At 42.1% G+C, this 11,967-nt stretch carries 14 protein-coding genes; 10 read left to right on the plus strand and 4 right to left on the minus strand.

Annotated elements, in window-relative coordinates; translation table 11 throughout:
- The first annotated feature begins 158 nt into the window (after positions 1-158).
- Positions 159-2,321: a TonB-dependent receptor gene (locus GTK07_RS11090; RefSeq protein WP_163635315.1), complete on the plus strand. Its 2,163-nt coding sequence runs from the start codon at positions 159-161 to the stop codon at positions 2,319-2,321.
- On the opposite strand, the gene GTK07_RS11095 is transcribed toward GTK07_RS11090, so the two are convergent.
- Positions 2,322-2,744, minus strand: coding sequence for a DoxX family protein (locus tag GTK07_RS11095; protein WP_163635316.1), 423 nt, complete (start codon positions 2,742-2,744; stop codon positions 2,322-2,324). It abuts the gene before it with no gap.
- A 141-nt stretch (positions 2,745-2,885) separates the two neighbouring features.
- Complete coding sequence (locus GTK07_RS11100) at positions 2,886-3,362, minus strand: GNAT family N-acetyltransferase (protein ID WP_235932775.1); 477 nt, start codon at positions 3,360-3,362, stop codon at positions 2,886-2,888.
- A 256-nt stretch (positions 3,363-3,618) separates the two neighbouring features.
- On the opposite strand from GTK07_RS11100, the gene GTK07_RS11105 reads away from it, so the two are divergent.
- A complete protein-coding gene (locus GTK07_RS11105) occupies positions 3,619-5,406 on the plus strand; it encodes a PorP/SprF family type IX secretion system membrane protein (RefSeq protein ID WP_163635317.1) in 1,788 nt (595 codons plus the stop codon).
- A gap of 3 nt (positions 5,407-5,409) precedes the next feature.
- Here the strand turns inward: GTK07_RS11105 and GTK07_RS11110 are convergent, their stop codons facing one another.
- Together GTK07_RS11110 and GTK07_RS11115 are read right to left on the minus strand one after the other, a co-directional pair.
- On the minus strand, positions 5,410-6,021 hold the full coding sequence (locus tag GTK07_RS11110; protein WP_163635318.1) for an FMN-binding negative transcriptional regulator: 612 nt from the start codon (positions 6,019-6,021) through the stop codon (positions 5,410-5,412).
- A gap of 109 nt (positions 6,022-6,130) precedes the next feature.
- Positions 6,131-7,030 (minus strand): DUF4382 domain-containing protein, encoded by a 900-nt coding sequence (locus GTK07_RS11115; protein WP_163635319.1) that lies wholly within the window; start codon positions 7,028-7,030, stop codon positions 6,131-6,133.
- Positions 7,031-7,319: 289 nt separating this feature from the next.
- On the opposite strand from GTK07_RS11115, the gene GTK07_RS11120 reads away from it, so the two are divergent.
- From GTK07_RS11120 to GTK07_RS11155, 8 genes are all read left to right on the plus strand, one after another.
- Positions 7,320-7,952: a tetratricopeptide repeat protein gene (locus GTK07_RS11120; RefSeq protein WP_163635320.1), complete on the plus strand. Its 633-nt coding sequence runs from the start codon at positions 7,320-7,322 to the stop codon at positions 7,950-7,952.
- 6 nt (positions 7,953-7,958) lie between these two features.
- Positions 7,959-9,287 carry a 2TM domain-containing protein gene (locus GTK07_RS11125; protein ID WP_163635321.1) on the plus strand — a complete coding sequence of 443 codons (1,329 nt, stop codon included), beginning with the start codon at positions 7,959-7,961 and terminating at the stop codon, positions 9,285-9,287.
- Positions 9,288-9,510: 223 nt separating this feature from the next.
- On the plus strand, positions 9,511-9,789 hold the full coding sequence (locus GTK07_RS11130; protein ID WP_163635322.1) for a 2TM domain-containing protein: 279 nt from the start codon (positions 9,511-9,513) through the stop codon (positions 9,787-9,789).
- 44 nt (positions 9,790-9,833) lie between these two features.
- Complete coding sequence (locus GTK07_RS11135; RefSeq protein WP_203583780.1) at positions 9,834-10,136, plus strand: 2TM domain-containing protein; 303 nt, start codon at positions 9,834-9,836, stop codon at positions 10,134-10,136.
- A gap of 2 nt (positions 10,137-10,138) precedes the next feature.
- Entirely contained in the window at positions 10,139-10,444 is a 306-nt protein-coding gene (locus GTK07_RS11140) for a 2TM domain-containing protein (protein ID WP_163635324.1), read from the plus strand.
- Between the two features lie 9 nt (positions 10,445-10,453).
- Entirely contained in the window at positions 10,454-10,786 is a 333-nt protein-coding gene (locus tag GTK07_RS11145) for a 2TM domain-containing protein (RefSeq protein WP_163635325.1), read from the plus strand.
- Positions 10,787-10,791: 5 nt separating this feature from the next.
- Entirely contained in the window at positions 10,792-11,121 is a 330-nt protein-coding gene (locus tag GTK07_RS11150) for a 2TM domain-containing protein (RefSeq protein ID WP_163635326.1), read from the plus strand.
- A 20-nt stretch (positions 11,122-11,141) separates the two neighbouring features.
- Entirely contained in the window at positions 11,142-11,897 is a 756-nt protein-coding gene (locus GTK07_RS11155; protein WP_163635327.1) for a LytR/AlgR family response regulator transcription factor, read from the plus strand.
- Positions 11,898-11,967 lie beyond the last annotated feature (70 nt).

Here is an 11,967-nt window from a genome sequence, read left to right on the forward strand (position 1 = left end):
TAAAAATTACAATCTACCGAATTGTCAATTTTCGGGTATGAACTGTAATGGGAAAATTGCCGTTCCAATTCATCATTAAAAATCAACAGTTGGGTATATCCTATTGGTTTGGCAACTGATGTCTGGTCAATTTTGCGGCAACAATCAAATGAACAGTCATGAAAAACATTATTATCGTATTCGTACTTTTTTTACCACTAGGATTCCTGTCTGGCCAGACCACGGTTTCGGGAATCGTAACTGATGCCAAGAAAACCCCGATCGAGGGTGCCAATGTATATTTGGAAGGCACTTATGATGGAGCCTCTACCGACAAAGACGGTAGATTTACTTTTGAAACGGAGGAAACAGGTGCCCAAACCTTGGTGATTTCCATGTTGTCCTACGAGCCTCATTACGAGATCGGTGACGTTTCTTACTTCAAGGATTTGAAGATCCAACTGGCGGAGGCCATCAATTCCCTTTCTGGAGTCACCTTGACAGCCGGCACCTTTGAAGCTGGGGACAATTCCAAAGTATCCGTGTTGAAGCCATTGGATATTGTAACCACTGCGGGAGCAGCAGGCGATTTTGTGGCGGCACTTCAAACCTTGCCGGGTACTACAACGGTCAATGAGGATGGCCGTTTGTTCGTAAGGGGAGGATCGGCCAACGAGACCCAGGTGTTCATTGATGGGCTCCGGGTATTCCAACCGTTCAGTGCCACCGCTAACAATACACCCACTCGGGGTAGGTTTTCGCCCTTTCTTTTTAAGGGAATTACCTTTAGTACAGGAGGTTATTCAGCTGAGTATGGGCAGGCACTTTCCAGCGTGTTGCTGTTGAACACTTCGGATGTTCCGGATCAGGAAAAGACCGATATTTCCATTATGTCTGTCGGTGCCGGTTTGGGACATACCGAAATTTGGGGAGACCAATCTCTAAGTTTGAACACTTCGTACATCAACCTTGCGCCTTACGAAGCATTATTGCCCTCCACAAATGGAGTAAATTGGAGGAATCCCTATGAGTCGTTTTCTGGCGAGGCTGTTTTTAGAAGTAAAGGTGAAAAGAGCATGTTCAAACTTTATACGGGATTTAACCACTCCAATCTGGATATTGAGCAGGAAGACATCAACTATGTTGATTATGTTCACTTTCAATTGACCAATAACAACCTTTACTTTAACTCTTCCTATAAGTATTTTTTTCAAAATGATTGGAGCTTGACCAGTGGTGCCAGCATTGCTTGGGATACCAATGACATCGGTATTGAAAGCGATAAAGTAGATACAAAGGAGACGGCATCCCATATAAAAATAAAAGCCAGGAAAAACTTCAGCAGCAGGTTTGATCTTAATTTTGGGGCAGAGGTATTCATGTCAAAATACGATCAAGGCTATACCAATTTTGAAGGAACCAATTTCAATACTGGATATGATGAAAACCTTTGGGCAGGTTTCATGGAGTCCGATATTTTCTTGAGCAACAAGTTTGCCTTGAAGTTGGGGGTTAGGGCAGAACAGAGCACCCTTCTGGATGAATTCAACCTTTCGCCAAGAATGGCTTTGGCCTACAAACCAGGGGAATTTGGGCAGTTTTCCTTGGCCTATGGTGATTTTTACCAAAGACCGAATTCCGACATCGTGAAATTTGAAAACAACCTGCAGTTTGAAAAAGCCTCCCACTACATTTTGAATTACCAATATGTGGGTAAAGGCAAGACCTTTCGTGCAGAAGCATATTTCAAGGATTATGATCAATTCGTGAAGTATAACACGGAAATGCCTGAGTTTAGTTCCCAATATTCCAATTCAGGTGAAGGGTATGCAACGGGGTTGGACCTATTCTGGCGAGATAACAAGAGTATTGAGCACTTGGATTATTGGGTTTCTTATTCCTATTTGGATACGGAAAGGGACTATGCCAACTTTCCAACAAGTGCCACTCCCAATTTTGCCGCCCAACACAACCTTTCCGTGGTGACCAAATATTGGGTGGATAAACTAAGATCACAGATAGGGTTCTCCTATTCCTATGGATCGGGAAGGCCATATAACAATCCAAATACGTCCACTTTTATGGGAGAAAAGACCCGATCTTACAATAATCTGAGCTTTAATTGGGCCTATTTGATAGATCAGCAGAAGATTCTATACTTTTCGGTCAGCAATATGTTGGGATTCAAGAATGTGAGTAATTATCAGTATGCCGATGGGCCCAACATGGAAGGAGTCTACAACCGAAGGGCCATTACCCCTCCTGCGGACAGTTTTGTCTTTGTGGGTTTCTTTTGGACCATCAGTTCCGATAAGAAAAGCAACCAATTGGACAACCTGTAATCATTTCTGCATTTTTAGATAATAATCTACAGAATGCTTTCCAGAACCATAAACCACAAAAAAGATGCAGGCTATGAACATCAGTATGGCCAAGATGAGATTGGTCGTGTGCATGGTTCCCAAAAAATTGGCCAAAATGGCCCCTGCAAGTATTGGAAGTTGGGCAATGGATGCCCAACGGGTGAGAAGTCCAACAACGATCAAAATACCGCCCACAAAATGCGCAGGGGCAATATAATGAAGAATGATCATGCCGCCAGGAAGGTCTTGAAACGGCCGTGCCATTTCGGCCATCTCTTCATAATTGGTTATGAATTCGATGCCTTTGATAAAAAGAAATACACCGAGAAATATTCGTATTAAATCCAGTGGATAATAAGTGTGTGCATTGGCCCACTTATTCAGGTTTTTTACTGTTCCCATGGGTGTTTAGTTTTAGTCGTGAGCTTTTAAGTTACTCATTTTAAACCAGGTAAGAAAATTTAAGATCCAAAATTTTCTTATTTACATAGGGATTAGGTAATAAAATATAGGTTAATATGAGGGGCCATCAATCGTTAAAGCCTAATTGAGTAGTAGTTCCATCTGAATGTCGCTGCGTTCATAAGGCGATGTGGCCCCTACCATTTCCACAAATCCAAGTTTTTGGTACAGTGATAGGGCAGGCGTCAGTATTCGGTTGCTTTCCAAGTACAATTTTTTGGCACCCAAAGCTTTGGCTTTTTGAATCATGTGTTGCCCTAATAGTTTTCCGATTCCCTTACCTTGGGTAAGAGGGGAAACGCCCATTTTGGCCAACTCAAATTCATAGTCTTCACGATTACTGGGAATAAGGGCACAAACCCCAACGGCAATATCGCCCATCAAGGCCACGGCAATGTAACCACCCTTGTCCAAAATGTATTCTTTGGGATGATGGAGTGACATGCGGTCCATTTCTTCCATTTTGAAGTATTTGGTTATCCATTCTTCATTCAATCGCCTAAAATCATCTTGGTATTTATCCGAATACGGGATGATGGTTATGGTTTCTGACATCATGGTTCAATCGAGATTAATGCTTCAAAATTAAATCTAATTTGGAAGGTTTGGGCCAATTATCACTTGATGAATGTGTTAAATTGAGGAGTGATGGTGCCGTTCAACGAAAAAATTGGCTCATTGGCGATATTTTATTTAATATTGTATTACATTTAGTAATAAAACTCTTACAAGTCCCAAATCTTGCTAATGAGACCAAACAACACATATCCGCCTATCCCGAACAGGCACATTAACCTACTTAATCCAATCGGCTATGGAGATAAGACTACTACTATTTTTCAAAAAATTACCCCTAAGATGTGCTGAAAATGCACTGTTGCCAATTCTGATCATCATGTTCCTGGCCCATAATGTGGCGGCCCAGGAAAGCAATCCTTATGTAAGCTACGATGTTCCTTTTCAAAATTTGTTGAAATTCAACCGATTTTTGATCAACCCTACATTTTCAGCGGTTCGGGAAGACAAATCCTATGTGAACCTGTTTCATCGCAGTCAAAGCGCCGCGTTCGATAACAATAGACAGAACTATTTCCTGAGTTACAGTGGTAGATTGAACGATATGGTGGGTGTGGGTTTCAGTCTGTACAACCAGCAAGAAGGTGTCATTTCTAACTTGGGGGTGATGGCCAACTATTCCCATGGCATTAAATTGGGTGAAGAGAGCAGCCTTACCTTTGGGGTCAATATTCCCTACTACGTGAGTAGTTATGATCCAAGCAGGGCCGTTACCCTTGAAGAGGACCCCCTTTTGGACGACGCAACGGAAAGTTCCATTATTTCCTTTCAACCCGGTTTGAACCTTTCGTTGGGCAAGTTTGATATTGGGGTGTTTGCCCAAAATCTAGTGGATTACAATATCAAATCAGGAAAATCCTTGACCGCTTTGGACAACAAAACGTTTTCTGGCCATCTACAATATACCTATGAGTTTGAAAATGGGTACGGGGTCTTTGAAGACGGCCGTTTGTTACCCTTGGCAAGGGCTCGTTTTGAGGGAAACAACGACCCGGTTTTTGGTGGAGGTATTATCATGGACCTGCCCAAATTGGGATGGATACAAGGAGGATATGACCAGTTTTATGGTGCTTCTGCGGGAGCAGGTTTCAATTTGAACCGCAGACTTTCCTTTGGGTACAATTTTGAGAAAAATTTGGGCAATACCAATGCCAATTTGGGAATCACCCACGAAATTTCCATTGCCTATACCTTTATTCCCAACCTTTCCAAAAACACATTTATTGTTGATAACGACGAGTTGAAGAAGGATACCAAGCAAGTCGCTGCTGCCGAGGTTACAGACAATCTGGATAAGGAATCCGATTCCAAAAAGAGCAAGTTGGATGTAGAGACAACTTTGAGACCCAACAACAAGGAGGATTTGGCATTTTGGGAGGCCCAGTTAAAAGAATTAAAAGCCCAGCAAGAAGATAACTATGCCGTTATCAATGAGCTGGTATACCGCATGGATTCCCTTGAAAAGAATAGGGAACGTGATATGGAGAAACGTTTTGAGATGGTCATGCGCATTGTAAAAAGGCACACGGGAAACAAGATTCCCGAAATAGAGGATAAAGCCCAGAAGCTCTATCTAGCGGACAGCAAAGACCTGGATTCTATTTATAGTTCCATTGAAAAATCCGCGTTGGCGGAAAACACTCCCAAGGATAAACCAACAAAAGTGGCAGATAAAAAGGCTGAGGGAAAATTTCATGGAGGGGCCTATAAGCCGATTGAAAAGTATATCAACTTGGATGGTGTGGGCCAAGGACATTATATCGTGGCGAACGTATTCAAGAACGAGACCAACTTGAAGAACTTTATGGCCAAATTGAAGTCCCAAGGACTGGAGGCCCAATACTTCAAAAACCCGGATAATGGACTGAACTATGTGTACTTGGCCAAATATCAGGAAAATGAGGATGCCTTGGCGGCCTATCAATCCAACTTAAAGGGTAAGTACACCAATGAATTGTGGATCATGCACGTGGAAAACCCAAGGTATTCCAATTGGGCAGATGCCATATTTCAAGATATCGAGTAAAGATTATTGTTGTTTTCCTTGCATGTTTTGGGCAATGGCCTTACTGCCCGGATCTTCCCTTTCACCAAGCTCCGAAATGATCACGGCATGGTCTTCGGGCCGGGTTTGGGATAGTTTGTAAGTGGCTTGGATGTCAGATATCAAAATTTGAAACCCTACAACCCCTTTAACCTGTCGTAAGGTTTTGGGCGATATGTTGTCAAGCGAAATCGGGTTTTTGGAGCTTTTTTCATACTTGTCCACCAATCGGTGCATGGAAGCCATGGTTTCTTCCTCGGTCAAAAGATCCAATTTCCCATAGACATGCACGGCAATGTAATTCCAAGTAGGAACTTCCTCCTCTTTGTACCAAGATGAAGAGACATAGGCGTGTGGACCATTGAAGATGCACAAGACCTCATTGTCCTTTCCCAAAACCTTGGATTGCGGATTGGCTTTTGCAATATGTCCAACCAATATGTCCCGCCCCTCCTTGTCCTTTTCCAATTCCAATGGAATGTGGGTGCCCCAAGGTCTGTTGTCCACAACATTGACCAAGATGCCGAAACTGTTTTCTGCTAGAAATCTCTTGATTTCCGGTAAATCTTTGTTCTCGTAATAGGCAGGGATGTACATGGTTTGTGGTGATAAACAGTTAAATTGTAAACCACGAAGATCGGTTAAAAATGGACATAAAAAAAGCGGGACCAATGTCCCGCCCTATTATCTTGAAGAGGCTGTTAGGTTAATTTCCTGCCTCTACTGCTACCGCTTCAAGTACAAAATCTTGGGTGGTCTTGTTTCCTGCCACGATTTCCACTTCAAAGGTTTCGCTGGTAACGTATCCGTTCAAGGAAGAATACACTTTGTAAGTACCGGCATCCAATCCCATGATGGCATAGGCACCATCAATATCAGTAGACCCGGAAGTCACTGGTTCATCGTCCAGGTTTGTTACCACAATTTCAGCATTTTCGAGGGCAACGGGTGTTTCACCGTCCATGGTGGTCACCAAACCACTCAAGGTTCCCGCAGTGGAAAGGTTGCTAACTTTGATCACAGGCTTAAAGTTGAAACCGGTAATACCATCCACTTTGGTGGTGCTGCCTTTGACCACAAAGGAGCGGCTAACGTCAAAATCCAATAAAAGGTCACTACTTAATCCGCCGGCAACGGTAAGTGCCGGGTCAAAGAAAACTTTGATGCCTGTTTGGGGGCCACTGGGTACGGTAAGGTCAAAAGTACGCCCATCCGTAAGCACCACATTCACACCTTTTACATACACCCTGATCAGGTCATAGGTGCCTGCAGGAACATCCAAATCTGCCAATTCTTGGGTCACACCGTTGGTAAGATCTAAAAGGTTTACCGGGATTTCTTCTTCCATTAAGGTAACGAAAGGATAGCCGTCTTCTTCACTATCTCCTTCCACATCTTCATCTTCACTGTCTACCAATCTTGCATCCACCTTAAAAACGGTTACGTTGGCCTCTGCCACCATATCAAAAGGGAAAGGGGCATCGGTCAATTGAAGGGTAAGCCTACCCATGGTATCGCCATTTCCTCCATTGCCAGCGTTATTGGAACATCCAACAAAGACAAGTAATACAAGGCTCAATGCAAAATAAAAGATTTTAGTTCTCATAAATAAGGGGTTTTATTTAATAAAAATGTTTCCCTAAATACGTGCAAACACTGAAAAACAGCCTATTTGGGCTGCTTTTTTCGATAAACTACAGGTTTTTTTAAGATATTCTTTGTCTTTTTTCAAGAACTGCAGGCTATTATCAATGATAGCCCCAAAACCCTGAAAGCTTCTTTTTGACTTCATTATGACGATCCATCCCCTATAATTGACAACTCGGTTATTCTTTGTTTTGGTTGTGCTAGGACATGATCAATTTTGGACCATCTAAATCAATTAAAACAAAGTCATGAAAAAACTGATAACACTTTTATTGCTTGTTGGAACCTCAGTTGCCCAAGTACAGGCACAAGCCAAGGACCAATACACCAAGGGAATGGAAAAAGCCTTTGAGTTGTGGGGAAATCAAAAAACGGTAGAGGCTTCCAATCTATTCGAACGGATTGCCACTGCCGAACCCGATAATTGGTTGCCCTACTATTATGTTTCACAGGTGAATACCGTGGTCTCCTTTGGAGAAAAGGACGAAGAGAAACTGAGCAAACAATTGGAAAAGGCCCGTGAATTTTTGGATGTGGCCAAGGCCATTTCACCTGATAATCCCGAAATCTTGATACAGGAGGCATTGATCAACACGGCATGGATCGCTTTTGATGGGGCAACCTATGGCATGACCATGTCCCAAAAGAACGTGCAATTGTACCAAAAAGCCCTAGAGTTGGACCCGAACAATCCCCGAGTAGTTTTTTCCAAAGCGGAATGGGATATGGGAGCTGCTCGCTATTTTGGAAAGGATACCGCACCGTATTGCAAGGATGTGGAAAGGGCGTTGGAACTTTTTGCTACCTTTAAATCCGATACACCATTTTATCCGTCATGGGGCAAAGAAAGGGCAGAGCAGGTATTGGCGGCATGTAAATAAGACAGAATGAAGCTTATCATTAAGGAAATATTCAAATCGTTTTTAGTGGGGGTCGCCATTTTTCTGGTGGTCCTCATTATTCTTTTCCTAAACGGCTGGCAATTTACCATGCAAGAACTGTGGTCCGAGTTTTGGGAAAGTATGATTTTCTCCATGACCATCTATCTCTGTAATGCGGCCTCTTTCATTCTGTTGATGCGCAAGTACAACAAAGAACTCTTCACCCGGAAGTACATTGGTTATGGTATCCTGGGCAATATTGTAGCCTCCATAATCGGTATTTTCCTGTCAAGGGTTTTGTTGAAGGTAATCATGCACAAAATGCCTTTTGACGCTTTTTTGATGTCGGAAAGACCACAGTACTATGTCAACTCCTTTTTTATATCGATGGTGGTCGCGCTACTGTTCTATGCCGCCTATTTTTATAAGTATTACAAGGAGCGCCAGGTAAAGGAGCAAAAAATCATTGCAGGGTCGGCATCGGCGCGCTTTGATGCCCTGAAAAACCAGTTGGATCCCCATTTTTTGTTCAACAGCTTGAATGTGCTCACCAGTTTGATCGAAGAAGATCCAGAACAGGCCCAAAAATTCACCACATCGCTTTCCAAAGTATACCGTTATGTTCTGGAGCAAAAGAACAAGGATTTGGTAACGGTGGACGAGGAGCTAAATTTTGCACGCACCTATGTTCGTCTGTTAAAGATGCGTTTTGAGGACAGCATTATTTTCGATATTCCCGAGAAATGCACCCAGCCCGATGCCAAGATTGTTCCACTTTCCTTGCAATTGTTACTGGAGAATGCGGTTAAGCATAATGTGGTCACCAGTTCCAAACCGCTTCATATAAAAGTTTTTGAACAGGGTGGCATGTTGGTGGTGACCAACAACCTTCAAGAAAAGCAGGTGGTGAAAAAGAGCAGTGGGGTAGGTCTGCAGAATATTCGGCAACGATATCAAATTTTGACCGATCGTGCTGTAATCATCAACAAGACAAATATAGATTTCAGTGTTGCCCTTCCCATGCTTACCCAAAAATATTCTATAGTGGCTTCTCAGGAGAGCTATATTGAAGAAAAGCGGTATGCCAAGGCCAAGGAGCGTGTAAAAGCCATTAAGGACTTCTACGGCAACCTTATTGCCTATTGCATCGTGATTCCTTTCTTGTGGTGGATTAATTTGCGTACCACGGATTTTCTTTGGGCCTTCTTTCCAACCATAGGTTGGGGATTTGGTGTTGCTGCCCACGGCATGGAAGCTTTTGGTTATAACCCACTGTGGGGTAAACGTTGGCAAGAACGCAAGATCCGCGAACTTATGGAAAAGGATGATTTTTAGTTCAATCAACAATTGTCAATGACCAATCATCAATTAACTGATCCCAGAAATGGGATGTCAGATTAAATTCATTCACCCTTCACCTCTGGTCCTTCAACCTTCATGTTAAACTCCCCCTTCCTACGGTTCATCCTTCAAAATCAACAATTCAAGAACCAAGTTTTTCAATCCTCCTTTTAGCTTGCGACTTTTGGTATATCAATAACTTAAAAATCAAACAGACATGGAAAATGTATCACAAAGCAGTTATGAGAGGGCCAAAAAAAGAGTATGTCACCTTAAGGCTTTCTACAATAGTTTGTTCGCGTATTGTATCATAATCCCGGTTTTGGTCTATATCAATTACCGCACCACCAGTTTTCCCTGGGCCATTTTTCCGGCAGTAGGATGGGGTATGGGCCTTATCGGTATGTGGTTGTCCGCTTCCGGTAGAAACCCATTATTAGGTAAGGACTGGGAAGAACGCAAGATCAAAGAATTTATGAACAGCGATAATTTTTAACAATGAGTATCTTTAACTGTCAGACCACATCAACAACCAAAGTCATGGAAAATTCTAACAGAGAAAACAAATACCTCCGCGCCAAGGAACGGGTGGATGAACTTAAAAAGTTTTACGGGAACCTTACATCCTATGTCCTGGTCATATCCGGATTGGCATTTATCAATTATTACAGCAACGGTTTTGGTTACATGTGGTTCTTATGGGCCGCTTTTGGATGGGGTATCGGATTGATGTTCCATGCCATTAAAGTGTTCGATCTTAATCCCTTATTTGGAAGAAACTGGGAAAAGCGTAAGATTGAGGAGTTTATGAAAGAAGAAGAAAATACCGATAAATGGAAATAACCATGGAAAATTTAGAAAACGACAAATATACAAGGGCCAAAAAAAGGGTCGAAGAGTTGAAAGGGTTCTATGTTCACCTAAGCATTTATGTGGTGATAAACACGTTTGTTTTGGTGAACATTTATGTGCAGACTGACAATTTCTGGCAATGGCCCCATTTTCTTACCTTGTTCGGGTGGGGATTGGGATTGGCCTTCCATGCAGCAAAGGTATTTGGGGCAAACCCGCTTTTGGGCAAGGATTGGGAAGAGCGCCAGATCCAGAAGTATATCGATAAGGATAAGGAGGACATCAACAAATACTTATAAATCAAAGTTTTGGAAAATTTAAACCGGAAATACGAAAGAGCCTCCAAGCGAGTGAAAGAATATATGGGTTTTTACCGACATGTAAAAATCTTTATCGTCATCAACGGATTGTTATATCTGCTAAAAACCGGCACATTGAACCGTTTGATGCCCGAATGGTTCCCAACAGAACCGTATTACTTTGATTGGGTAACCAGTAACATTTTTATTTGGGGATTGATTTTGGCCGTACATGCCTTATATACCTTTCGACATAAAATTCCACTGTTGAAAAATTGGGAAGAACGTCAGATTCAAAAATATTTGGAGAAGGAAGAGGAAGGAGTGGATGAATTTAAATGAGCAAAATGGAAGTCTATAATTCTTATGAAGTGGCCAAGAAAAAGGTGGGGGCTATCAAAGGGTTTTATGCCCACGTGGCACTGTTCATTTTCATCAGTGTTTTGATGCTGTCTGCCAAAGGAGCTATTTTGGATGTGATGGCGGAAAAGAACAAAGAGGCCGACCCTAATTTTGTGGAGTGGTTGGATTGGAATATCATTGCCGTCATTCTAATTTGGGCGGCGGTGATTTTTGTTCAGGGACTTGTGGTCTTTGGGCGACCTTTTATCAAAAAGTGGGAAAAAAGGAAAATTGAAGCATACTTGGAAAGGGATAAAAATGAAACCTTTCTTTAGAAAATTATAAAACAGAACGTATGAATGTGATCATCATCGAAGATGAAAAACCGGCTGCGAGACGATTGGCGAGGTTGTTGTCAGAACAGCAAATAGAGGTGTCCACCATGCTCCATTCCGTGGATGAATCCATCGAGTGGTTCCAGAACAACCCGCACCCCGATCTAATCTTTTTGGACATCCAATTATCAGACGGACTTTCGTTCGAAATCTTCGATGTGGTAGAGGTAAAAAGTGCCATCATTTTTACCACTGCTTATGACGAATATGCACTCCAGGCTTTCAAGTTGAACAGCATCGATTATCTCCTAAAACCTATTGATGATGAAGAGCTCGAAACCGCTGTAAAAAAGTACCGGAATTTTAAACCTGAAAACCAAAAAATTTCAGTTGATTTCAACGACATAAAAAAGCTTTTGGTGAACCCCTTGGAGCGGGAATATAAAAAACGATTTACGGTGAGGGTAGGGCAACATTTAAAGATCATCAACGCCGATGATGTGGAATGTTTTTACAGTGAAAACAAGGGCACCTACGCAGCCACTTCCGATGGTAGAAATTATTTATTGGATACCACGCTGGAGCAATTGGACGAGGAACTTTCTCCCCAAGCATTTTTTAGGGTAAGCCGCAAATTTTATGTGAATGTCAACCACATAGGAGATATCATTTCATACACCAATTCAAGGCTCCAAATCAAGTTGAACCGTTTTAACGAGCAGGAAATCATAGTAAGCAGGGAGCGGGTAAAAGACTTTAAGTTATGGTTGGAATGATGTTATTTAATAACATGAAAATCAATGTAAATATATATAAAAAAAATCCACTATAAATTTTTCTTATAAT

The organism is Flagellimonas sediminis, from assembly GCF_010500845.1.
GTDB classification, from domain to species: Bacteria; Bacteroidota; Bacteroidia; order Flavobacteriales; family Flavobacteriaceae; genus Flagellimonas; species Flagellimonas sediminis.

Coding starts and splice junctions, on each gene's coding strand:
- GTK07_RS11090 (WP_163635315.1), top strand. CDS start 159: ATGAAAAACATTATTATCGTATTCGTACTTTTTTTACCACTAGGATTC.
- GTK07_RS11095 (WP_163635316.1), bottom strand. CDS start 2,744: ATGGGAACAGTAAAAAACCTGAATAAGTGGGCCAATGCACACACTTAT.
- GTK07_RS11100 (WP_235932775.1), bottom strand. CDS start 3,362: ATGATGTCAGAAACCATAACCATCATCCCGTATTCGGATAAATACCAA.
- GTK07_RS11105 (WP_163635317.1), top strand. CDS start 3,619: ATGGAGATAAGACTACTACTATTTTTCAAAAAATTACCCCTAAGATGT.
- GTK07_RS11110 (WP_163635318.1), bottom strand. CDS start 6,021: ATGTACATCCCTGCCTATTACGAGAACAAAGATTTACCGGAAATCAAG.
- GTK07_RS11115 (WP_163635319.1), bottom strand. CDS start 7,030: ATGAGAACTAAAATCTTTTATTTTGCATTGAGCCTTGTATTACTTGTC.
- GTK07_RS11120 (WP_163635320.1), top strand. CDS start 7,320: ATGAAAAAACTGATAACACTTTTATTGCTTGTTGGAACCTCAGTTGCC.
- GTK07_RS11125 (WP_163635321.1), top strand. CDS start 7,959: ATGAAGCTTATCATTAAGGAAATATTCAAATCGTTTTTAGTGGGGGTC.
- GTK07_RS11130 (WP_163635322.1), top strand. CDS start 9,511: ATGGAAAATGTATCACAAAGCAGTTATGAGAGGGCCAAAAAAAGAGTA.
- GTK07_RS11135 (WP_203583780.1), top strand. CDS start 9,834: ATGGAAAATTCTAACAGAGAAAACAAATACCTCCGCGCCAAGGAACGG.
- GTK07_RS11140 (WP_163635324.1), top strand. CDS start 10,139: ATGGAAAATTTAGAAAACGACAAATATACAAGGGCCAAAAAAAGGGTC.
- GTK07_RS11150 (WP_163635326.1), top strand. CDS start 10,792: ATGGAAGTCTATAATTCTTATGAAGTGGCCAAGAAAAAGGTGGGGGCT.
- GTK07_RS11155 (WP_163635327.1), top strand. CDS start 11,142: ATGAATGTGATCATCATCGAAGATGAAAAACCGGCTGCGAGACGATTG.